This is a genomic window from Paraflavitalea devenefica, from assembly GCF_011759375.1.
In the GTDB taxonomy this organism is placed as follows: Bacteria; Bacteroidota; Bacteroidia; order Chitinophagales; family Chitinophagaceae; genus Paraflavitalea; species Paraflavitalea devenefica.
Window position 1 is genome coordinate 231167 of the sequence record NZ_JAARML010000007.1, and the last position, 22238, is coordinate 253404.

General features: G+C 48.3%; 18 protein-coding genes. 7 read left to right on the forward strand and 11 right to left on the reverse strand.

The genetic code is table 11. The features are described from left to right. Positions 1–86 precede the first annotated feature (86 nt). The 4 genes from HB364_RS29815 to HB364_RS29830 form a co-directional block, all read right to left on the reverse strand. A complete protein-coding gene (locus tag HB364_RS29815) occupies positions 87–1058 on the reverse strand; it encodes a BT_3987 domain-containing protein (protein ID WP_167292093.1) in 972 nt (323 codons plus the stop codon). 30 nt (positions 1059–1088) lie between these two features. Then, on the reverse strand, positions 1089–2870 hold the full coding sequence (locus HB364_RS29820) for a RagB/SusD family nutrient uptake outer membrane protein (RefSeq protein WP_167292094.1): 1782 nt from the start codon (positions 2868–2870) through the stop codon (positions 1089–1091). Between the two features lie 23 nt (positions 2871–2893). Continuing rightward, positions 2894–6184 carry a TonB-dependent receptor gene (locus HB364_RS29825; RefSeq protein ID WP_167292095.1) on the reverse strand — a complete coding sequence of 1097 codons (3291 nt, stop codon included), beginning with the start codon at positions 6182–6184 and terminating at the stop codon, positions 2894–2896. 122 nt (positions 6185–6306) lie between these two features. Continuing rightward, positions 6307–7485: a FecR family protein gene (locus tag HB364_RS29830; RefSeq protein ID WP_167292096.1), complete on the reverse strand. Its 1179-nt coding sequence runs from the start codon at positions 7483–7485 to the stop codon at positions 6307–6309. Between the two features lie 240 nt (positions 7486–7725). On the opposite strand from HB364_RS29830, the gene HB364_RS29835 reads away from it, so the two are divergent. Together HB364_RS29835 and HB364_RS29840 are read left to right on the forward strand one after the other, a co-directional pair. Continuing rightward, the gene (locus HB364_RS29835) at positions 7726–8271 is read left to right on the forward strand and encodes an RNA polymerase sigma-70 factor (protein ID WP_262889852.1); all 546 of its coding nucleotides are present in this window, start codon (positions 7726–7728) and stop codon (positions 8269–8271) included. Between the two features lie 154 nt (positions 8272–8425). Beyond that, a complete protein-coding gene (locus HB364_RS29840; protein WP_167292097.1) occupies positions 8426–9994 on the forward strand; it encodes a glycoside hydrolase family 43 protein in 1569 nt (522 codons plus the stop codon). Positions 9995–10040: 46 nt separating this feature from the next. On the opposite strand, the gene HB364_RS29845 is transcribed toward HB364_RS29840, so the two are convergent. The 3 genes from HB364_RS29845 to HB364_RS29855 all read right to left on the reverse strand — a co-directional run bounded on the left by HB364_RS29845 (position 10041) and on the right by HB364_RS29855 (position 12965). Next, a complete protein-coding gene (locus HB364_RS29845) occupies positions 10041–11132 on the reverse strand; it encodes a hypothetical protein (protein WP_167292098.1) in 1092 nt (363 codons plus the stop codon). 131 nt (positions 11133–11263) lie between these two features. Further along, complete coding sequence (locus HB364_RS29850; protein ID WP_167292099.1) at positions 11264–11407, reverse strand: hypothetical protein; 144 nt, start codon at positions 11405–11407, stop codon at positions 11264–11266. Between the two features lie 151 nt (positions 11408–11558). Continuing rightward, the gene (locus tag HB364_RS29855) at positions 11559–12965 is read right to left on the reverse strand and encodes a tetratricopeptide repeat protein (protein ID WP_167292100.1); all 1407 of its coding nucleotides are present in this window, start codon (positions 12963–12965) and stop codon (positions 11559–11561) included. 508 nt (positions 12966–13473) lie between these two features. Between HB364_RS29855 and HB364_RS29860 the strand changes: the two genes are divergently transcribed. Both HB364_RS29860 and rsgA read left to right on the forward strand, forming a co-directional pair. Beyond that, entirely contained in the window at positions 13474–13878 is a 405-nt protein-coding gene (locus HB364_RS29860) for a zinc-binding dehydrogenase (protein ID WP_167292101.1), read from the forward strand. 221 nt (positions 13879–14099) lie between these two features. Next, a complete protein-coding gene (rsgA, locus tag HB364_RS29865; RefSeq protein WP_167292102.1) occupies positions 14100–15161 on the forward strand; it encodes a ribosome small subunit-dependent GTPase A in 1062 nt (353 codons plus the stop codon). A 98-nt stretch (positions 15162–15259) separates the two neighbouring features. Here the strand turns inward: rsgA and HB364_RS29870 are convergent, their stop codons facing one another. The 4 genes from HB364_RS29870 to HB364_RS29885 form a co-directional block, all read right to left on the reverse strand. Then, positions 15260–15658, reverse strand: a complete 399-nt coding sequence (locus HB364_RS29870) for a hypothetical protein (RefSeq protein ID WP_167292103.1) — start codon at positions 15656–15658, stop codon at positions 15260–15262. A gap of 542 nt (positions 15659–16200) precedes the next feature. Then, positions 16201–17478, reverse strand: a complete 1278-nt coding sequence (locus HB364_RS29875) for a serine hydrolase domain-containing protein (RefSeq protein WP_167292104.1) — start codon at positions 17476–17478, stop codon at positions 16201–16203. A 137-nt stretch (positions 17479–17615) separates the two neighbouring features. After that, on the reverse strand, positions 17616–18053 hold the full coding sequence (locus HB364_RS29880; protein WP_167292105.1) for an organic hydroperoxide resistance protein: 438 nt from the start codon (positions 18051–18053) through the stop codon (positions 17616–17618). Between the two features lie 33 nt (positions 18054–18086). Further along, positions 18087–18872, reverse strand: a complete 786-nt coding sequence (locus HB364_RS29885; protein WP_246228658.1) for a DUF1223 domain-containing protein — start codon at positions 18870–18872, stop codon at positions 18087–18089. A gap of 158 nt (positions 18873–19030) precedes the next feature. Here HB364_RS29885 and HB364_RS29890 point away from each other — a divergent pair, with 158 nt between their 5' ends. The 3 genes from HB364_RS29890 to HB364_RS29900 all read left to right on the forward strand — a co-directional run bounded on the left by HB364_RS29890 (position 19031) and on the right by HB364_RS29900 (position 22232). Then, positions 19031–20050, forward strand: coding sequence for a sensor histidine kinase (locus tag HB364_RS29890; RefSeq protein ID WP_167292107.1), 1020 nt, complete (start codon positions 19031–19033; stop codon positions 20048–20050). Then, positions 20031–20792 (forward strand): LytR/AlgR family response regulator transcription factor, encoded by a 762-nt coding sequence (locus HB364_RS29895; RefSeq protein ID WP_167292108.1) that lies wholly within the window; start codon positions 20031–20033, stop codon positions 20790–20792. The genes HB364_RS29890 and HB364_RS29895 overlap by 20 nt, the downstream gene beginning before the upstream one ends. A gap of 114 nt (positions 20793–20906) precedes the next feature. Next, positions 20907–22232, forward strand: a complete 1326-nt coding sequence (locus HB364_RS29900; protein WP_167292109.1) for a DUF3108 domain-containing protein — start codon at positions 20907–20909, stop codon at positions 22230–22232. Positions 22233–22238: the final 6 nt, after the last annotated feature.

Consider the following 22238-nt stretch of genomic DNA (forward strand, 5'->3'; position numbering starts at 1 on the left):
CCCGCAACAAATTCCCAAAGCGCAAACGGCCGCCTTGATTGACGACCGCTGCTTTTTCGACTGCTTGCTGATAACTGTACTACTGCTTAAAATGTATTTAATTCTGCCAGGTGTGTATACCCTGCATTGTAACAGGAGTTGATGCTTATTTTAAAATAACGGGCCTGCTTGAAACCACCCGGCAGGAACTGCGATTGCAGGTCCTTGCTGTTCTGCAGGTTGAAGGTGCCGGCATCGGTCCACGTGTTATTGTCCACGCTCACCTGTATATTCACTTCATTGGGCCGGCCGTTATAGTCTCCCTGCCGTCCCACAAAGGATAAACCATGTAAGATTTTCTCCGTGCCCATATCAATGGTGAACCAGTGGGGCGGGCCGGGTGATCCACCTTGCCACTGGCTGTGCCAGAAGGTACCGGTATTGTTGTCGAGCGCATGGACAACACGCCCATTGTCGGGCCCTTCCCCATTCGCTTCCTGGGATGAGAAACCGGTAACCTGCCAGCCAGTCCTGTCGTAGTTGGGATAATCTTTCAGGTCGGGCTGCGTTTTCACGATATAGAAAGTCGTGCGCAGGCCTTCATTCACGGTCATCGATTTCGTCGCAAGGCTGATCGGCAATATATAAGTCTGTAGTGCTTCCATCGCGCCCGGGCCATTCGTTTTGAAAGTAATCGTCTGCGGCTCAGTGCTGAGCTTACCCCGTGGGATGACCGCTTCTGTAGCCGACAAGGTATAACTGCTGGCAGGCAGGATGGGGTAATTGGTTTTGTTGGCCGTATTGAAACTGTCCGCCTTCTGTTGATCAACGGTAAAGCTCACTGCGATATCATTAACCGGGTAATCCTGTCCGCCAAAGTTGGCGCCATATACCAGCGTTTGTGCACTGTCGGTGATCTTTAACGTTCGAACGATGGGGCCATTCACGGCCTGCGGCATGTACACGCGGTTGTAGCTTTCAACAGGTTGGTAAGGGAGGTTGAGGTCCGCCTTGCAGCCGGCTGCAAGGAAGCAGACTGCCATCAACAGTACCAGGAAGTAAGTAAGTTTATTGCGCATGATAATAAAATAATAGTGAAAGAATAGGGATTACCAACCGGGATTTTGCACCACCAGCTTCGACCGGTCCATATCATACTGACTGATGGGGAACCAATAAGAAGCCGGGTTGCGGAACTTGTGCTCACTGGCCACTACCCGCGTATAAAAACTGTTGTCGTCCTTATTAATATTCATGCCGTGCATGCTGCCCATTACCTGTGGCGCGATCTTCCAGCGCCTGATATCGAACCAGCGATGGCATTCAAAGGCCAGCTCTATCCTTCTTTCCTGCCAGATGCTGCTGCGCATGGCCGCCTGGCTGGCCGGCGCCGGGAGGCCTGCCGAGCCATAAACAGGAATGCCTGCGCGCGTACGGATGAGGTTGAGGTATTGCAGGATGTCGGCATTGGCCGGATCGTATTCATTCAGCGCTTCTACATAATTGAGGTACACTTCCGCCAGGCGCAACAGGCAGATCGGCCGCTGGAACTGCTGTCCGTTGCCCCCGCTGCCGGCATTGGTTTGCGGGGCCACGTTCTTGCGAATCAGGTAGCCGGTCTTTGTCCAGTCGGTGGGGTGACCGTTCTTGCCATTGGAACTGCTGGCATAAAAAGTGATCGCCTTGGCGCTGGTCATCGTGCCCCCCTGGAAGAAGCTGTTGTTATAAGTAACGGAAGCGTAGAACCGCGGCTCGCGGTTGATATACATGTTAAATACAGGGACGCCGTTAACAGTCGTGAATCCTGTTTCCGAATACAAGGGAGAACTGGTGATGGGATGGCCATCGCTCATAAAGTAAGCGTCTATCTGTTCCTGCGTAACGCCCATGCCACACCAGCCGCCTGCCTGCCGGGGCATACAATGCACATCCCAGGAGCCCAGCCCATTGCTTTTGCGGTTGAAGATCTGCTCACTGTTCCAGGCCTGCAGGAAAACGCCCTGGTAAGATTTCACCGGATCATTACCCGGATCTTTGTACAGCGAATACAAACCCAGGTCAATAACAGCTTTGGCGGCATCGGCGGCACGCTTCCATTTTTGGGGGTCGTATGTTTGGTTGATGAGCGACTTCCCTTCTTTGCTTTGCAGGCTGGCCATCTCGGCATTGCCATTGTATAGCGGACTTGCCGCGTACAGTAACAGCCTGGCCTTTACGGCCAGTGCAATACCCACCGTGATGCGGCCATTCTGGATATCACTGGCCTGCCCGTTGCTCGAAGGCACTTTGGGTAATACGGCAGCAGCTTTGTCCAGTTCGCTCACCACGTAATCCACACAGCTATCGAAGGGGCTGCGCGGAAACTGCATGGCTTCGGCTGGTGCATCAGCGGCTATCTCCTTTTCGCCTACGATCACCACCGGGCCGTATTGCCGCATGAGCTGGAAGTAGAAGTAAGCACGGAGAAAACGCGCTTCTGCTTTATACTGGTCAATAAGGCCCTGACCGTCCACAGCAAGTATCTCCGCGTTATTGTCAATATGGTTGATGAAATAAGTGGCCGAGCGGATGCCGCGATAGTAAGTGCCCCAGCGATCGAAGAGCACACTACCGGCACTCATATTGCCGATATTCAGTTCGTAGGGCGCATATTTACTCCAGGTGGCATCCATTTCATCCGAATTGGCGCCCCAGGGATTATCTGCCCACTGGTTACTTTCGTCGGGCACATAATTATAAATGTTGGCAAGGTATTGCTCCGAAGGTCCTTTTTTCTGGAATACCTGCTCAATGGTGATGCGGTCATTAGGTACCTGGTCGAGGTATTTTTTACAGCCGGACAGCAGCAGCACGGTGGCCGTAAGCAAAACGAAGTGATAATGCATTTTCATATAGCGTAGTCTTTTGGAATGCCTTATTTGAATGAACATTTGATGCCGAAATTGTAGGTTTTGATGAGCGGGTACTGCGCGCCTTTGCCGTCGCCAAGTTCCACATCCCACATATCGAATTGGCTAATGGTCCACAGGTTGTAGCCAATGAAATAAATGCTGAGGTTACTCATACCTACATACTTCAGCCATTTGCTGCGGACAAAGTCATAATTCACCTGCAGGGTTTGCAGCCGCAGGAAAGCGCCGTTCTTCACCCACCAGGTACTGTTGGCATAATTCATATTGTCATTGCCGTAAGTAAGGCGGGGATACAGCGGACGTGGATTGGGATTGTCGGGCGTCCAGCGGTCAGTGATCTGTTTCAGCAGGTTGCCGCGTTCGCCACCCTGACTGAAGGGTTGCAGTCCATCGCCATTGAGGGAGATATCCACGTTGCTGATGCCTTTGAACCAACCTGCCACGGAGAATCCTTTCCAGGAAATAGTGGGACCAAAGCCATACACGATCTCCGGGAAGCTGCCATAGCCAATGGGGCCCTGATCGTACGAGTCGATCTTGCCATCACCGTTGAGGTCTTTGTATTTGATATCGCCGGCTTTATTGGTGCCGGGTTGTGAGGGACTGTTCGCTACATCCTTGTCATCTTTAAACAGGCCGAGGTCAATATGGCCGAACCGCTGACCGAACTTGCGGCCGATGCGTTGTTGCCAGGGATAAGGCCAGGGCGCATTCGCATCGTCAATCACCTTGGCGCGCGTCCAGGTGAAATTGCCGCGGAAGCCGATCTGCCAGTCTTTACCGATCTGCTTGTTAAGGTCGAAAGTGCCATCAATACCGCGGTTGTGGATCTCACCCAGGTTGGCCCAGGGCAAAGAGAGCACGCCTACATAATTGGGCACATCGCCACGCTGGCGGAAGATGCCGGTACGCACTTCGCGGAACACATCCACCGTGAATGAAAGGGCATTGTTCCAGGTCTTCAGCTCTACACCCAGGTTTTGCTTTTCGGCCTTTTCCCAGGTCACGTCTACCGCATAATCGCCAATATCGAGGGAGCCAATGGTACGGTCGGTACCATTACTGCCATAAGAGTAGCTGCCGCCACTACCACCACCTACCGTAGAAATGTACGCGAAACGACGGCCTCCGATATTACTATTACCGACGAGGCCATAGGAATACCGGATCTTGAAGAAGGGCAATACTTTGGTGAGCGGTGCGAAGAATTTTTCTTCCGACAATAACCAGCCCACGCCATAAGAGGGGAAGAAACCAAAACGCTTCTTGGGAGCAAAAGTTTCCGATCCGTTGTAGCCAAAGTTGACCTCTGCGAGGTATTTACTGTCCCAGCCATAAGTGGCGCGACCAGCAATGCCGAGGTAACGGTAAGGGATGGAATTGATGAAATCGTTGGCAAAAGCGTCTTGCCGGTCAGAAGCGTTGAACAGGATAAGACCCGATACACTGTTTTTACCAAAACTATTATTATAATTCAGCGCAGCTTCTGTATAGTACTGGCGGCTACCGCCGTTGCTGCGGCTAAAACCGAGGAAACTGGTGCCGATGGAAGTCTGGTCGAGCAGGAGCTTACCGTCCGTATCACGTCCACGTGCCAGGTAGCCGTCCACCGATTTGGTACGACTGATCGTGTGTGAGTTGTAATTGTCGAAAGAGTACATGGCGGTGGCCGACAACCCTTTCAATATCGCCCCCAGTTCCTGGGTCACCCGGATATTGCTCCACAACTGGCTCCTGAACTCGGTAACATAGCCACTTTGTGTAAGGCGGTTATACGGGTTGAAAATATCGCCGGTGCGTATCTGCGAATGCAAACCGTTCGAATACACCGGAGGTATCAGCACGGGCGGCAGCAGGTAGGCAGCATCCCAGATCTCGTTCACAGAACTACCGGGAAAATTACCATTGCTGATCCAGCCCGAAGCGCCAAAATCCACCTTGGTCGAGTTGGTGATCTTCAGGCCGAGATTGGCAGTGAAATTATAACGGGTATACTTGATGGCCGAATTGTAATTGGCCAGTTCATCGGTCTTGTACAAACCATTTTCGTCGTAGTAACCAACAGACAGGTAATACTGGGCCTTTTCCGATCCGCCGCTGGCATTCACACGCGCCCGGCGGTTCTGCCCGTATTTCTTGAACAATACATCAAACCAGTTCACATTGGGATACAGGTCGGGGTCTTCGCCGGTGATGGTTTTCTGAATTCTCTCTTCCGTGTATTTGGGCAATGGATCGTCGGGATTGCTGTTGCGGTTGGCTTCATTCGCCATGCGCATATAAGTAGGGCCATCGGCAAATTCAGGGATGCGGGTAAACTGGGTGATGCCCTGGTCGTATTGCGCATTGATCAGCGGCTTGCCCGATTTTCCTTTCTTCGTTTGAATAATGATCACGCCATTGGCGCCTCTTACCCCATATACAGCCGTAGCCGATGCATCTTTAAGGATGCTGAAGCTGGCAATATCTTCGGGGTCCACGTTGGCGAAATCGCGCTCTACCCCATCCACCAGTACCAACGGCCGGCTGTTGGTGAAAGTGGAAATACCGCGGATATAGATCTCGGCATTGTCGTAGCCGGGCTGGCCGCTGCGCTGTACGCCTACCACACCGGCAATGCGGCCGGCAACGAGGTTGGTCATATTGGCCACAGGTTGTTTTAATTCTTCTGCCTTCACCGTGCTGATGGCGCCAATAAGGCTCACTTTCTTTTGCTGACCATAGCCCACGATCACCACATCTTCCAAACCGGCTGCCTGGGCCTTGAGGGTGATATTGATCTCTTTGAGATTGTTGACCGGTACCTCTTGTGGCGCATAGCCAACATTAGTAAATACCAGTACCGCATTGCCGGCGGGCAGGGAAATAACATACGTACCATCTTTTTGCGTGGTGGTAACGGTATTGCCGTCTTTCGACGACACCGTTACGCCGTAGAGCGGTTGCCCCTTCTCATCAGTTACTTTGCCGGTAATCTGCTGCACCACGGCTGGTGGCTGTGGCTTGCTGGGGGTAACCACGATCGTACGTTTGTTGATGACATAAGTAAAGGGCTGGTTACTGAAGCATTGCTGTAAGGCTTCTTCGAGGGTGACATCTTTCAAACGCAGACTTACTTTCTGCGCTTTGCTGATCAGGTCTTCATCATAGAGTACGCTGTAGCCGCTCTGCAGCCGGATATCCTTCAGGGCTTCTGCCAGGGGGATATTGCTTTTCTCCAGGCTGATCTTTTGCGCGCGAACAGTGAGGCTTACGAGCAGCAATGCCGTAAGGTGCAGGGTCAATAATCGCATGGCAACAATTGTTTTGGTTAGCAGTTAGTGTAATTATAGCTGTTATAGTAATAGCATAGTTATTCCTGCTTCTCCTGGCCAGGGAAGTCAATAATCGTTCTATCGGTTTATGGATACCTTGATTACTTCGTCAGGATCACTTTTCGTCCTTCGATCCGGTAATGGATGCCTCCTGTCAGTTTCAGGTTCTCCAGGAGTTCGGATATCTCTTTATACCGGGAGATATTGCCCCCGAATTTCTTATTGATGGGCGCTCCTTCCACAACGATCTCCGCATCATACCAGCGCGCTGCCTGTTTCATGATATTTTGTACGCTTTCCTGGTGAAAAATAAACCAGCCGTTCTTCCAGGCCACTGTTTCTTCTACATTCACCATTTTCACCCGCATCTTATTTTCCCCGTCCTTCACCATCGCCTGCTGTCCCGGCACGAGGGATACTTTCTCCACCTTGTTGCTTACATCCACAAGTCCTTCCGCGAGGGTGACCTTGATAAAAGGATCATCTGCGTAAGCATTCACATTGAAGGCCGTGCCGATGTCTTCTATCAGTTGACCTTTAGCGCTTACGCGGAAAGGCCGCACAGTGTTGTGTACTACTTCAAAATAGGCCTGGCCGGTAATCTCCACGCGCCGTTCTTTACCCGTGAAGGCTACAGGATAGGTAATGGACGAGGCGGCATCGAGGGTCACCACAGTGCCGTCGGCCAGCGTCAGGGTGTACTTACCGCCCCTGGGCGTAGTGAGCGTATTGTATACCGGTGGGGTATCATCCTCCTGCCCTTGCGAAGCGGTGTAAGCAATGCTTCCACGCTGCAGGCGCTGTATCTCCATATTATTTTGTGTAGCGATATGCGTGTTGCCCGAATCGGAGAGCACAATCTCCGAACCATCCGCCAGCTTTAGCACTGCTTTATTGCTGCCCGGCTTAATATCGTGAGCCGGCTGTGCAGACTGTACGCCGGATCCATGCTGCGCTGTTTGATCGCCGGGCCGCTTTTGCTTTGGATAGAAGAGAATGACCAAGGCTATCAATATGGCTGCCGCCGCGGCCGCTTTATACCAACCTGCCCACTTGTTGCGCTTTGCCGGCGGTATCAGCCGCTCCCTGAAATCAGCATACAGTTCTTCAGACAACGCTTTGGCGCCGCCTGCTTCCTGCAGCCAGTCTTGCATACCGGCAGTACCCGGATTCCAGCTATGAAACCATTCATCCAGTGCTGACTGCTCTTCAGGACTGCAGGCGTTCGCCAGGTAACGTTCCAGCAGGTATTTTAACCGGTCCTCATTCATTGATTTCATACGTTTGATGCGATCGGGAGCTTCCATGCCATAGGTCATCGCCAATTAATAGACGGGGCAGCAGGAGCTTACCGTTATGCCACCTGAAAATATTTTTTTGGGGGGCTGTTAAGGGTAATGGAATGGCCATCCGACCTATTGTAAGTGGCTTTGTTTTTTCAGAAAAAGCCTTAATATTGCTCAGGCTATAACGATTAAGCTATCAAAACGCAACTGCACCATACCGACCAGGAACTCATCCTGCTTTGGCAGGAAGGTGATGAAAATGCATTCGGACAACTGCATGCCCGCTACGCTACAGAGCTCTTGTCCATCGCCATGCAGAAGACCAACGACCGCGAAGTGGCGCGGGAACTGATACAGGGCGTTTTCGTTGCTTTCTTTCATTATAAAGCTGCCGCCAGTGACATCAGTTCCCTCAAGGCCTATCTCTATACCATGCTGAAAAACCGGATACTGGACCACCTCCGGCACCACCAGGTACGGGAACAGTATAAGACCTATACCACCCACCTGCAGGCCGATGCCCATGTGAACGACGTGGATACCTATGTCGACACCCGGGAACTGGAAAAATATTTGCGGGAAGAAATATTGAAACTGCCGCCACAATGCCGGCAGGTATTCCGGCTACGGCGGGAAGAGGAACTATCCAACAAAGAGATCGCCCATCAGTTGAATATTTCCGAGAATACGGTGGAGCAGCACATGCGTAAAGCGCTCCGCTTGTTGCGCCATGCGCTGCAGGTAGCCCACCGCAGCTTCTTCACCTTCCTGCATTTGTAATGCCCTACAGGCACATTCCCCGCCAGATTGAGACAATTCCACCAAGTTTCCAGCCACCAGCAGTTGCCCGCATCCATCTATTCCGTATATTTGATTGTCATTTGTACACTTATTATCACTAACAGAACATTCGTTGTACTTCACTTGCCATAACATGAAAAAGACACTTGCCGGCTTTGCCTTTGCTATTGTTATCCTTTTTGCAAGCCCCTTCCGTACCTGGTCACAAAAAGCCATCAACCCTATCATCCATGCCGATGTACCCGACCTGTCCATGATCCGCGTGGGTGATACGTATTACATGAGCAGCACCACCATGCACATGAGTCCGGGGGTGCCCATCATGAAGTCGAAAGACCTTGTCAACTGGCAACTGGTCAGTTATGCGTATGATATATTGGATGATGTAGATGCGCTCAACCTCAACAATGGGAAAAGCACCTATGGTGCTGGTTCCTGGGCCAGCAGCCTGCGTTACCACAACGGCACCTACTATGTATCTACCTTCGCAAGCACCACCCGCAAGACCTACATCTATTCCACTAAAAATATTGAAAAGGGTCCCTGGAAGAAGATCGCCTTCCAACCCATGCTGCACGATCATTCTTTATTCTTCGACGATGATGACAAAGCGTATATGCTCTATGGCGCAGGCAAGATCATGATGGCAGAGCTGGAAGCAGACCTGTCCGGCATCAAGGCCGGCTCCACGCCCCAGGTGCTCATTCAAAATGCCAGTGCCCCGGCGGGAAACAACATCTGGTTACAGGCCGAAGGATCGCAGCTATTCAAGGTCAACGGCAAGTACTATCTATTCAACATTGCCTGGCCCCGGAACGGTATGCGTACCGTCACCATTCACCGGGCGGACAAGATCACCGGTCCTTATGAGGGCCGTTTGGGTCTGCAGGATAAAGGCGTAGCCCAGGGTGGACTGATCAGCACGCCAAAAGGCGAATGGTTCGCCTACCTCTTCCGCGATTATGGTGCTGTAGGCCGTATCCCTTATTGGGTGCCGGTAAAATGGGAAGATGGTTGGCCTGTGTTGGGTGTTGATGGCAAAGTGCCCGATACACTGAACCTACCCGCCAATAAAAGCCTGATGCCGGGCATTGTAGCTTCGGATGAGTTCACCCGGAAAAAGAAAGACGCACCGCTCCCATTGGTATGGCAATGGAATCATAACCCGGATAACGCCCATTGGTCACTCACCGCACGTCCCGGTCACCTGCGCCTCACTACCAGCCGGGCAGACACCTCCCTCCTGCTGGTGAAAAACATGCTTACGCAACGCACGGTTGGTCCCACCTGTGCAGGCACTACAGCCATTGACGTATCAAACATGAAAGACGGCGATTGCGCCGGGCTGGCATTGTTACAAAAGAAGTTTGGCTGGGTGGGCGTGAAAGCAGAGAATGGCAGCAAATCAATTGTAATGGTGAGTGGCGCTAAGGATAAACCGGAAGAACTGCAGCGGGTGCCGCTGAACCAGAGCACCATATTTTTGAAAGCCGAATGCGATTTCCGAGACATGACTGATAAGGCATACTTCTATTACAGCCTGGATGGAAAAACCTGGACAAAGATCGGTGGTGTACTGCAGATGGAATATACCCTGCCCCATTTTATGGGGTACCGGTATGGGTTGTTTAATTGGGCGACAGAGAGTGCCGGCGGCTGGGTGGATTTTGATTGGTTTAGATTTCAAACGATCCAGCTTTGAAGGAAAAAGTGTTATTTTCTTTTGGACACACCGATATATTGTACAGTTAATTAATCTTTGCACAGTTGCAGTAAATTCTTATGGAACGGGCCAGTGGCCCGGTATTGTTTACGATAAGCTTCCACGTAGTAGTGGGATTTGTTGTATCCGGTCCGTTGTAGTTGATAACAATATTTTGAGCATTCACATCCGCATCTTTGTATCCACCTCCGCCAGTCAATAGTTTTTGTCCGACCGGGCAGGATAAGTACAATACAGAAATCCCATTTCCGTTAACAGCAACGTCCGAAAAATTGCTACTATAACCCATATTTACATCGCCACCCACTGTAAGGTTGCTTTCAATTTTTGCAGCGCCATTTACATATAACCTTTCCCCCGGCACTGCTGTTGTGCCAATGGCCAGGGCACCTATTAAATTGGTACGTCCGGTTACAACAAACTCATTTTCTACTTTTGCATCGCCATTTACATATAATCTTTCAGTTGGTGGCGATGCTGTACCGATCCCAAGGTTTTCGGTAATCAGGGCGCCTCCGGTAACATGCAGTTTTTGTAAAGGATCGTCTGTATCAATGCCCACATTCCCGTTTTCGTTAACTACAAGCCGATATAAACCGGATGTAACAATTCCAAATTTTTTGGATATTGGTGTTCCTATATAACTGTAAAGGCCGGTGCCTAAACTCAACTGATCCTGTGTTACGGTGTCAAGAAAACGGATTTGGTTCCGCATACCCGTTCCCCGTATTTCCATTCGATACACAGGATTGATTTTACTCAGCCCAATGCCCATATCGGTAATAGACAATGCGAGTACATTACCAATACCGGGAGCAAAAGATCCGGATGGATCGGACAAATTATTGATGTAAAAATCAATGCCGTTCGTGCTCGAAGGGACCATACTATTATCATGACGCGTGGCGATAAAATGCTTGTATCCCCCACCACTGCCACCGAAATTAAATGCAATATCAGCCGCAGAAAGTCCGATGGGCTTTGTATTAAGAGCGTTTCTGCCGGAAAAAAATTCAACCGCAGCACTGATCGGATCCGTAAATACATTGGTATTATTTCCCCTGAATAGAGTCGTTCCGTTTACATCCAGCAGGGCGATTGGTTTTGTAATACGCAATCCCAGACTGTCTTTAATATAGGAGCTCCCTTCTACATGCAGCTTTTGTAAGGGAGTTGTGGTGCCGATACCTACATTCTGGCTAAATGAGGTGATGGAAACAAGAAGGCAGGTGAAAGTGAGTATTGAATTCATTTTTGGTTGATTTCTAATGGTGTTTGTTTTAATGCATCATCTATTTTCCTGCTGCGTTGCCAGCTTTCAATAAGTAAATACAGCAACAGCAGCATACCTATTGCCAGTATCCAGTAACCGATATGATTCTTTTTTGTCAATCGATCTCTTTGAGGATGTGAAAGTAGACTTACGAAAAAGGGGATGCCATTTTTGAGCGGGACATAGCGGGACATGCCCCGTGACAAAACGGGACAATACATTTATGAAAGGCTATCTGCCTGTAAATCAATAGAGAATGAGGAGCCGTTTTTAGCTGATGCTCTTAATAAAATCATCCAGTTCTACGTCGGCAGCAAGTTGTAGCCTTTGGCGGAGACGGCTTTTTGTTTTACGAACGGCATCGGTACCAATACCCAGCATAGAAGCCATATGCTTGTTACCTAAATTAAGGCGGGTAAGTGCCGCAAAACGTATTTCGGCAGTAGAAATATCAGGAGCTATCAATTTTAGCTGATTGATAAAACCGGGGTTGGCTTTATCAAACATATCTTTAAACCGCAGCCAGTCATTTTCGGTAAGGATGGATTGATTGAGCAGTCCTTCATTGATCTCCATATTTTGCAGTTGCAATTGTTGCTGCAGTTTTTCAATCAATTCATTTTTTTCAACAATGTGCCCGGTAAATCCGGACAGTTGTTCCTGTGCATTTTTTATTTCAGTCTCAGCCTTTTCTTTTTGATGCATCAATTGCTGTTGCCTGCTTTGATGCCATTGTTTTTGCCACCTGAAATAAAACCAACCAGCAATTAATAACAATAATATTCCGGCCAATAAAAGGTTGCGCATGTTCTTTTCCACCTTTTTCTCCCGCAATAAAATATTGATATTATTACTCGTTTTTTCAAAGTCAAGTCTGGTTTGCACCACATCGGCACGGTTCCTGGCCACGGCCTGATGAAGTGAATCATTCAACCGGTGATAGATATTGGCATAATAAAAGGCACTATCTATATTTCCTTTTTTTCTGAATATTTCACTGAGTGTAAAATAAGCGTTGCGGATAAACCATTGGTTTGCCGGCTTAAAGGTGCTTACAATGCGAAAACTCTTTTTAGCAAGAAGAAAAGCACTGTCAGTTTTACCTTGCCGAAGGTATATGAGCGCAATGCGGTGAAGTGTATTGCCTGCATTATTGATTTCATTATTAACAGTCATGTTGTAATCGGCCCAAAGTAAAGGCAACGCCTGGTCATCTTGTTTTTGCTCAAAATATAGCGACCCAATATTCCCCTTTACGATGGCTTGCCATATTGTATCGTTGTTGGCCGTTGCATTGGCGAAGCTTTTATTATACCAAAAGATGGCAGAATCATACTTACACAACCGCTGGTAAGCAAGCCCCATCGTGTTTAATGAAGAAGTATATGGGTATTTTTCGCTGGCTGGCAAGCTGACGCCTTGATACATGTATTGTATTGCCTGTTCATATTCCTGCATTTTATACAATATTTCACCCAGGGCCCCAAACACCTGCCTATTCTTGCTGAAAAAATAGTTGTCACCTAATTCTCTTCTTAATTCGGCTGATTTTAAAAAATAAAACAGCGCTGTTTCCGGCTTATCTGTGGAAAGGCAATGGTCGCCGTATATTTCAAAACATTGTACCATCAGGTATTCATTACCGCTTTCCACGGCTTTGTTTATTGCTTGCCTCATATAATGGCTGCCTTCATTACTGTGAAAAGGGAAACGGACTATTACCACTGCTTTCCAGGCCAGGCTGCGGGCAGCCAAAAACAAATCATTACTGTTGGTTTGATTGTTTAACAAATTTAAAAACTGAACCCTGGCTGCAGAATCGGATTGCTCATAATAGCTGCGAATGAGCGAATCGTTTTTGGCAAAAAGTTGTTTATCCTTGTTACTAAGTATTGTAAGAAGGGTTTGGTCATCAGCTTTTTGCCGGGCCAATAAAGAAATAAATGCAATTAGACATGGAGTTAATAAAAATAGACGCTTCATTGCGGCACTAAAATAAAGAATCAATTGTATTCAACGCCACAAATACCATTTTATAGTTCATTATTAATCAATTAATTAAAAATACCTGTGGCGAAGTAACCGTTCTGCCTTACATCCGACTGTTGTAATGTCAAATGCTGACTTTTACACCTGATTCCTGACACACGCCGTAGCTAAAAAATAATAATCTAATAAATTGGATATGCTGCGCTCAATTGGTTTTGATCATGTCATTGATTATACCCGCGAAGATTTCACTAAAAATGGCCAGGTTTATGATCTGATCCTTGATGTTAAAACCAATCGCTCCCTATTCGATTATGCCCGGGCATTAAGTCGCAATGGGGTGTATGTTACAGTTGGAGGCTCCACGAGCCGGCTTTTCCAGGCTTTATTCCTGGGGCCGTGGATTTCAATGATCTGTAAAAAACACATACGTATCGTTGCTTTGAAGAAAAACAAGGATTTACTTTATGTGAACGGGCTTTTCGAAGCTGGCAAAGTCAAACCTGTGATAGATGGGCCTTACCAACTAAATGAGTTTCGGGAAGCATTCAGGATTTTTAGTAAAGGAGAACACAAAGGGAAAGTAGTAATAACGATGTGAAAATTTCACTATTATTTCCAAATCCTCTATCTTTGCACCCGATGACACGCGCTACTTCATATCAACTCCTGGCAACCATTGCCGTCTAACGCAGGCCACTAAAGCATCGTTATTATAGAGCTTTCTCCTATCCGCCTGCGCTAAGGTTCCCACTTTATTTTATTCAATCTATTATGCCTGAGCTTATAAAAGCTTCTGCGCATGATGTTATATTATTACCCATGTCGATACTACAATCGTACGGATGGAATGGCCATTTTGAAAACCAGTACACCCGCTTTAAAAATCAAGGCCTCGAAGCAGGCAGGGTGATGGCTATTCAAGGATTCAAACACTTATTGATCACCGGTACAGGCAAACAGGAAGCGTTGTTGGCAGGGGCGCTCATGAACAGTAAAGAGCCCGAAGCTTATCCCAAAGTAGGCGATTGGGTGCTGTTTAAGCGGTATGAAACGGAAGGGATTATTCTCGATGTATTGCCACGGCTGAACGAACTCAGTCGCAAATCGCCGGGCGCTGCCACTACCCGGCAGGTATTGGCGGTGAATATCGATGCAGCTTTTATTGTTCAGGGGGTAGACCACGACTTCAACCCGATGCGCCTGCAGCGTTACCTCCAGCAGGTGCAGCAATGCGGCATTGCGCCCATTGTGGTGCTGAACAAGGCCGATCTCGTTTCTAACCCAGGCCACTATCTCCACGCGGTGGAAGAGTTAGGATATCAATGCCCGGTATACCTGGCCAGTGCGCTCGATAAAGCGGACCAGGAACAATGGGCGGCCGCCTGTCTGCAACCGGGCAAAACCTATATCCTGCTGGGCTCATCCGGTGTTGGAAAAAGCACCTTGCTCAATGCCTGGCTCGGCTACCACCTGCAGCAGGAAGGCGCCATCAGCACGGCCAACAGCAAGGGCAGGCACACCACCACCGCCCGCAACCTGGTGCTGTTGCCCAATGGCAGCCTGGTGATCGATGCCCCCGGCATGCGGGAGTTTGGGATGACGCTGGAAGATGATGCGACAACAGTATCCCACCCACACATCGACGAACTATCCGGTCAATGCCGGTTCAGCGACTGTACCCACCTGCACGAGCCGGGCTGCACGGTGCTGGCAGCCGTCGATAACGGCCAACTGCCCCAACAGGTGTACCGCAGTTATGTAAAATTGCTGCGCGAGCAACAGCATTACCAAACCAGCGCAGCCGATAAGAAAAGGATCGAACGGCATTTCGGGAAGATCAGCAAACAGGTTTTTGCGCACCGGAAGAACCGGAAGTATTAACGTGCTGCCAACACCGCAAGCATCTCTCACTCCAAAGCCTCCCTTGTGCGGGAGGCTTTTTTTATCCAATCCCATACTCACCCCAGCCTGCCCTCACCTCACTTACACTTCACAAGGCAAAGCATCTCCTCATCACTCTTGTACCATTCTATACAATCGTGGGTATTATCGAACCTTGGATCTGCCATGAGCTGTTCGAATACGTTTTTAAGGCTTTCCGTTTTCGACATCCAATCAATGACTTCTTCGGCGAGGTATTCGCCTTTGGGAATGGTAAAACTGCCGTAACCTTGTTTTGCTTCCTCATCTGGACGCAAGACTGCTGCTGCCGCTTTGTAAACCACCCGGCCATGCGCATCCATGTGTGAAATACCATAATAATCACATCCTCCGAATTTACTGTACAATTCATCAAATGCTTCTTTAATGCCCAGGGGGAAGGATGGCACATCCTTATACAAGACCGGGATATCTTTTTCCAGTTTGAATATGAACATATAGATTATTTACAGGCAAACATACGACTACCACCCACCAGGGGAACGGTAGGATTGCGACAAAAAGAGGGTGTAAAGCGGTAAATTGAATGACGGACTGATGGTATAAGCCTGCATTGAAGTTGCAGAAAAATCATAGCCGCCGGCGATTACTTCCGGCAGCTTATGTTGTAAATTACATGCAAGGCCTTCAGCCATGCCCAAGCCCAACGGCTGGCCGGCTTTTAACGCGGCAAACAAGTGATCTTGCCATAAAAATTGGAATTAATTGATTATGAGTAAGCTTTACCAACAGGGCGCTCGCCCCTACCAATACTTACAGTAAAAATTCCCACCCGGGTTAACACCCTTATCGAGACCTTAACGAGACCTTGTCGAGACCTTATCGAGACTTTACCGAGACCCTCCTCAATACCAGCTCCGAACCAGATAGTACCCCCATAGGTACCAGACACCTACCTGCCATACCCCTTCCCCCAACCTGCCATTACCATTTCACCAACTCCACCTCCCCATCGGCAAAGCACCCAGTCTTTTATTATTTACCTTTTCGGCTCGTACACACCATAAATAGCGTCCCGGAAGCTTTTGTGCAGTTTTACTTTGTCGAAAGGCACCAGTTGTGTGAACAATACAGCAGTAAGTTCATTTTCAGGGTCCACCCAAAACAAAGTACTGGCGGCGCCATCCCAGAAAAACTCACCCACCACCCCATTGTTCTCGTCCTTATTGGCAGGCGGTTGTGTACGTACAGCGAAATCGATCCCAAAGCCAACCCTGCCCTTACTGGGAAGCCACATGCGCTGTGAAATGGTATCCGACAAATGGTTGGTCGACATCAACTCCACAGTGGCAGGTTTTAAAATACGCGCCTCGCCAAGATGGCCTTTATTTACCAGCATCCGCGCAAACTTCATATAATCATCCAGCGTGGAGGTGAGCCCCCAGCCGCCCGGTTTTAATGCCCATTGCTTTGTATTGATCGCATTCGCCTGCTCATCGGGCACTCTTGTCAACTTACCATCGTTGCTGCGGTTGTACAAGGCCGCAAACCGGCTTCGGTCGCCTTCCGGTATCAGGTACCGGGTATTGGTCATGGCCAGGGGACCAAAAATAGTTGACTGCAGGTACTCATCAAACGGCTTGCCCGAAAGCCTTTCCACCAGGTAGGCCTGCACATCAACCGCAGGCCCGTAAGCCCATTGATCGCCGGGATGGAACTGCAAGGGCACACTGGCCAGTTTCCTGGCCATTTCGGACAGGGTATTCGCTGGGTTCATGGCATCTGCCTGCCGCACCAACGCGGCCAGGGCAGGGATCTCTGTACCTGCAAACCCTGCTGTATGGCGGGTAATATCACGAATGGTGATGGCACGCCTGGCCGGTTGCAGTATCAATTGGCCGTTGGCATCTACCCCTTTGTACACCTTCATATCGGCAAATTCAGGAGCATACTTCGCAAGCGGATCATCCAGTTGAAAAGCGCCTTTTTCGTACAAGGTCATCAGTGCTACACCGGTTACGGGTTTGGTCATGGAAAAAATACGCACAAGGGTATTGCGGTCCATAGGCCGGTTGCCTTCCCGGTCGGCATAACCAAAAGCATTGTAGTACACCTCTTTTCCTTTTTCGAAGATCAGCGCCGATACGCCGGCTGTTTTGCCTGAATCGGTAAAGCTTTTCAATGTAGCGTCGATGCGACTTTTAACGGCTGCCGTAACAATAGGTGCAGGTATCTTTTTATGGCGATAAGAAGGGAGCGACGTATAAGCGGCTGCAACAAGCAGCACGGGCAGTATGGCAAGGATCGGTTTATGCATGGTTGTTTATTTCTGGTATCCTTAAAGTTAGGGATTTCCACGGGTCCCATAGTCGTCCACAATACGGACAAGACCCGCTCATTAAAGAATGAGCGGGTCTTGTTCTTACCCAATGCCAGCCGATCGCATTATTCCATTCAGACAATATTGATCTCCACGTTAATATTACCCCTGGTAGCTTTTGAATACGGACAGGTTTGATGGGCTGCTTCTACCAGTTCCCTGGCCAACGTTGGTTCTATGCCGGGCAGACTAACATGCAGGCGCGCCTGCAGGAAATAAGCGCTGCCAGTCATACCAAGGTCTACTTCTGCATCTACAGCGGTGCCAGCAGGAAGCACCACCTTCCTGTCTTTGGCAGCAATGCCGATGGCCCCTAAAAAGCAGGCCGACCAGCCGGCTGCAAACAATTGTTCAGGATTGGTGCCATTGCCTTTAGCGCCGGGAGGAGAAAGTTGTATATCAAGACGTCCGTCTGAACTCTGAGATACTCCATCACGTCCACCTGTGGTATGTGTTTTACCGGTATACAATACTTTTTCAATTGCCGGGGCAGTAATTACTTGTTGTTCCATTGTTATCATCTTTTTAGTTTTTATTGTTATTAATTAATTAGCTTCCTGGTTAAGCCGGGCGGCAGCAGTAATTCGTCCGTCTTCTTTGCGTTGTACAAATCCAACCACCTCCCAGCCTTCTTTATTAAAGCCTTCAGGCAGATTGATCATGGTGCTGTTATTGTTTATAGCTGCCTGCACCAGTTGCCGCACGATCTGTACATGCGATAAACGGCGGCCTTCATTTTCACCGGCCCGCACCTGGGTTTGTGCATTCTTTTGCACGAGGGCCAGTAACAGTACGGCATTCTCTTTATGGCCGGTTACCTTATATTCAACATGAAGTTTGTTGCCATCTAGCTTACCCTGCAACGCCAATGTAGCATCAGCACCTTTGTTCAACTCCCGGGAAATCGCCTGTACAATAGCACCCTCCTGTGAACCTACATATTCGCTCGTTCCATTCACTACTACCTGCGGCGTATAAATTGTTTCCAGGTGCAGCCAGTCGGCATACCGGCGTTGCCTGTAGGTAAAGGCAGCAGCACTGAAGGTGTCTTTCCAGCCCTGGCGGTCCCAGTAATCAACGTGAAACGCGACAATGTAAACAGGCTTGTCAACATTTTCCTGTTGCAGCTTTTCCATCAACTTGTCGGCTGGTGGACAACTGGAGCAACCTTCAGAAGTAAAAAGTTCCACTACGGCAAATCCTTTATTACTATTGGTTATTGCCGGCAGGTTCATAGGCTTGTCATTTTGTGCGTTGCACGAGACATACCATAATACCAACGGCATTACAGTCAGCATTCCGAGGATGGTATTGCGTTTGAATAATTTCATTGTTAACATGCTTTGGTAATTATTGATTGCGGATACAAATTGACAGCAAAGCGATGGAATGAAAATCCATAAAACCCTGAGTTAGGCGAATTGGCGCCTGAACCAGGCAATTCAGCGGTTCAATAATCACCCATTTAATCCTACTTTTGGCGCAACCAATGAATACAAAAAACTTTACCGTCTCCGGCAAAATAATATGGCTAAGCTCACTGGCGCTGGGCCTGCTGGTGGCTATTCCTAAATTAGCTGAGCGGCATTTTAACGGCTATGAAACAGTCGTTAATTCGGCTGTTACTTTTGTGTTTGCCTTATTCGTCTGGTATTACAACATCCTGACCCTTCCCAAATACACAGCGCGCGATATAGTCAAAGGCTTTTCCCCGATACGGCTTGTCAAAAGCCTGGCGCTGGGTATAGCCGTCATGTTTTTACTGGCCTGTTTGCAACAGTTACTGATAGATCAGCTTGACTTTGGACCGGCCATGTTAATGATAGAGGCCCGAGGAGTGCTGGTAAATATCTGTTTTTACATGTTCATTCATTACCTGTACCAGAATTACCTGCATCAAAAAATAGGTATTGAACTGGAACGGGCTAAAATGGACAACCTGGCCGCCCAATATGAACTACTCAAACAACAGGTCAATCCACACTTCCTGTTCAACAGCTTAAATACGCTGAAATACATGGTAGAGAACAAGGATGACCACTCAGTGGATTTTATCCTCAAGCTGTCAGACTTCTACCGCTTCACCCTCGAAAGCAGGAAACTGGACATGATCCCCCTTTCAGAAGAGTTGAACATACTCGATGCTTATACATTCCTCTTAAAGGCCCGTTTCGAAGAGGGGATCGATATCACCATTAACATTGACCCGGCCCACTATACTTCTTACATACCTCCCTTTACCCTGCAACTGCTCATCGAAAACTGCATCAAGCACAACATCGTGTCGTTGGATCGTCCGCTGCACATTCGCTTGTACTCCGACAAGGATAACATTGTTGTTGAAAACCACATCCAGTTAAAAAGGACCAAAGAATCTTCCACGGGCATGGGGCTTGAGAACATTAACCAGCGGTATTTGCACCTGCTAAATAAAACCATTGGCATCCACCCTACCGATTCCCTGTTCACCATAAAATTGCCCGTTGTATATGAATATCGTCATCATTGAAGATGAAATAAAAGCAGCCAAATCACTGGCCAACATGATTACAGCCGTCAGACCGGCAGCCCAGGTGGTGGCCACTTTACAAAGCATTGAAAGTGCGGTGAGCTACTTTTCAGGCAATGAGATGCCCGACCTGGTATTTATGGACATCCAGTTATCCGACGGCTTGTGCTTTGAGATCTTCACTGCTGTCCGGCTACGCTGCCCGGTCGTATTCTGCACCGCCTACGGGGAATACGCCATGGAAGCCATCAAGGCCAATGGCATTGACTATATATTAAAACCATTTGCAAAAGAAGAAGTACAGAAGGCCTTTGAAAAAGTAGATAACCTGAAAAACTTTTTCCAGCAGCATGAACAGCCCGACCTGAACAGCCTTTTTAAAAAAGCAGGCTTACAGGAAGGCAAAAAAAGCTTCCTGGTATTTAAAGACAACAAATACGTGACGGTACCCACCGACCAGATAGCTTTTATTTATATCAGGTATGACACCACTACCATCATGACCTTCCAGAAACAAACCTATCCGCTTACGCAATCACTTGAACAGGTGCAGGAACAATTATCCCCCCAACAATTTTACCGGTTAAACAGGCAATACCTCATTAACTTCAGTGCAGTGAAGGAAGTGGAACATTACTCGGCCCGTAAATTATTTGTAAAGCTCGTAGTCCCCGCCCCCGACGAACTACTAATCGGAAAAGAGAAGACCACCGCTTTTTTAGAATGGCTGGGTGACAGGTAAAAGTTAGTCGAACGAACCAAAAACTACCGGAAAACCAGTAGAAATAAATCCCTCATTTACCGGTAGTTGAATGATTAAAATACGTCTTACTTTAGCCGGTCATAATGTACTTATATGATAGCTAATAATCTTACGTATTCCCAGTCATTACGCGCGCTTGCTACAGGGCTGCTTATTGTTACAACAACATGGTGCAAGGCCCAAACAGTTTTAGTACCCGGCGAAAAGGTATTAGACAAAAAGTGGATCAGGAACGGTACCTATGAAATGGCTTGTTATGCCAGTTCGGGCGGCCAACAAGTAGAAATAAGCTCATTCACCATAAAAATTAACTCCACCGATAAAGCATTATCAGTCTATACTGCCTTACAAATGACAGGGTCTGATGATATTTGGGTCGATACCAGCATTGCCGATGGCAACACCTTTAAACCTGTTTACCGCTCTTCTTTCAGCCCGGCCAAAGAAATGGTGGTCAACTACGGTAAAGAAGTGACCGGTTATTACTACGACAAGCAGACTAAAAAAAGACATACCATTAAGGAGGGAGGAAACAACGCTTTCTTTGACAGCAATACCTATCCCTACCTGCTTGGCCTATTACCGCTCACGACCGGTTATAAAAACGACCTGGCAGTATATGATTTCAAACCAGGCAACCAGACAAATACCAAGAAAGCCCGGATTGAACAAGTAAAAAGCAACCTGTACACCAGCAACCTGACGGGTGAACACAAAGTATGGCAGGTAAATGTATATGAAGAAGCCACTAAGGACAGCTATGTGTATTACATTGATAAGGATACGCGCCGTTTGTGGAAAGTAGAGATACTCACCCAGGGACAGCAATTACTGCTGATAGATAAAGAGATCGACTACAATCCGTTTACGACACAGTTTGACAAAGCAACAACACTGAAACTGGTCACAACAGGCAATTCGGTTATTATCGGTCAGGCTTTTGCCCGGGACAACCAGAATGAAGGGATGCTGAAAGGAATAGCTATTTTCAACATCAACAAAAAGCAACACGCCCAGGCGGGCACATCGGTTATCCTGATCCCCTATACTGATTTCTATAAAGAGTGGATAAAATTGAATGATGCCGCCCGGAAAAAAGGCCGGGCTATTCCCCTCCCGAAAGAAGCCGCCGAATGCATCAAGGTCACGACAGTCTATGACAAAGAAGGGCATTTTGAATTTACCAACCTTATGCCCGGCGAATACCTGTTGTACACTGAGTTTGGCTACGAGCATACCTCCAGCAGGACCGAAGTAGTCGGTTATACAGATACTTACATCAACGGCATGTTCCAGGGTTCCCGCGCCAACACCACCACGTACAACGTTAGCACCAATGCGGCGGCAGCCATTAAAAAGACAATAACGATAAAAGCAGACGGCGACAAAATAGAAGTAAAGCTGAAGAAGACTTTGTAACTTCCG

What these genes read in the sequence shown, in the direction of transcription:
- HB364_RS29815 (WP_167292093.1), bottom strand. Translation starts at nt 1,058, where the DNA reads ATGCGCAATAAACTTACTTACTTCCTGGTACTGTTGATGGCAGTCTGC.
- HB364_RS29820 (WP_167292094.1), bottom strand. Translation starts at nt 2,870, where the DNA reads ATGAAAATGCATTATCACTTCGTTTTGCTTACGGCCACCGTGCTGCTG.
- HB364_RS29825 (WP_167292095.1), bottom strand. Translation starts at nt 6,184, where the DNA reads ATGCGATTATTGACCCTGCACCTTACGGCATTGCTGCTCGTAAGCCTC.
- HB364_RS29830 (WP_167292096.1), bottom strand. Translation starts at nt 7,485, where the DNA reads ATGAAATCAATGAATGAGGACCGGTTAAAATACCTGCTGGAACGTTAC.
- HB364_RS29840 (WP_167292097.1), top strand. Translation starts at nt 8,426, where the DNA reads ATGAAAAAGACACTTGCCGGCTTTGCCTTTGCTATTGTTATCCTTTTT.
- HB364_RS29855 (WP_167292100.1), bottom strand. Translation starts at nt 12,965, where the DNA reads ATGAGGCAAGCAATAAACAAAGCCGTGGAAAGCGGTAATGAATACCTG.
- HB364_RS29860 (WP_167292101.1), top strand. Translation starts at nt 13,474, where the DNA reads ATGCTGCGCTCAATTGGTTTTGATCATGTCATTGATTATACCCGCGAA.
- rsgA (WP_167292102.1), top strand. Translation starts at nt 14,100, where the DNA reads ATGTCGATACTACAATCGTACGGATGGAATGGCCATTTTGAAAACCAG.
- HB364_RS29870 (WP_167292103.1), bottom strand. Translation starts at nt 15,658, where the DNA reads ATGTTCATATTCAAACTGGAAAAAGATATCCCGGTCTTGTATAAGGAT.
- HB364_RS29875 (WP_167292104.1), bottom strand. Translation starts at nt 17,478, where the DNA reads ATGCATAAACCGATCCTTGCCATACTGCCCGTGCTGCTTGTTGCAGCC.
- HB364_RS29880 (WP_167292105.1), bottom strand. Translation starts at nt 18,053, where the DNA reads ATGGAACAACAAGTAATTACTGCCCCGGCAATTGAAAAAGTATTGTAT.
- HB364_RS29885 (WP_246228658.1), bottom strand. Translation starts at nt 18,872, where the DNA reads ATGAAATTATTCAAACGCAATACCATCCTCGGAATGCTGACTGTAATG.
- HB364_RS29890 (WP_167292107.1), top strand. Translation starts at nt 19,031, where the DNA reads ATGAATACAAAAAACTTTACCGTCTCCGGCAAAATAATATGGCTAAGC.
- HB364_RS29895 (WP_167292108.1), top strand. Translation starts at nt 20,031, where the DNA reads ATGAATATCGTCATCATTGAAGATGAAATAAAAGCAGCCAAATCACTG.
- HB364_RS29900 (WP_167292109.1), top strand. Translation starts at nt 20,907, where the DNA reads ATGATAGCTAATAATCTTACGTATTCCCAGTCATTACGCGCGCTTGCT.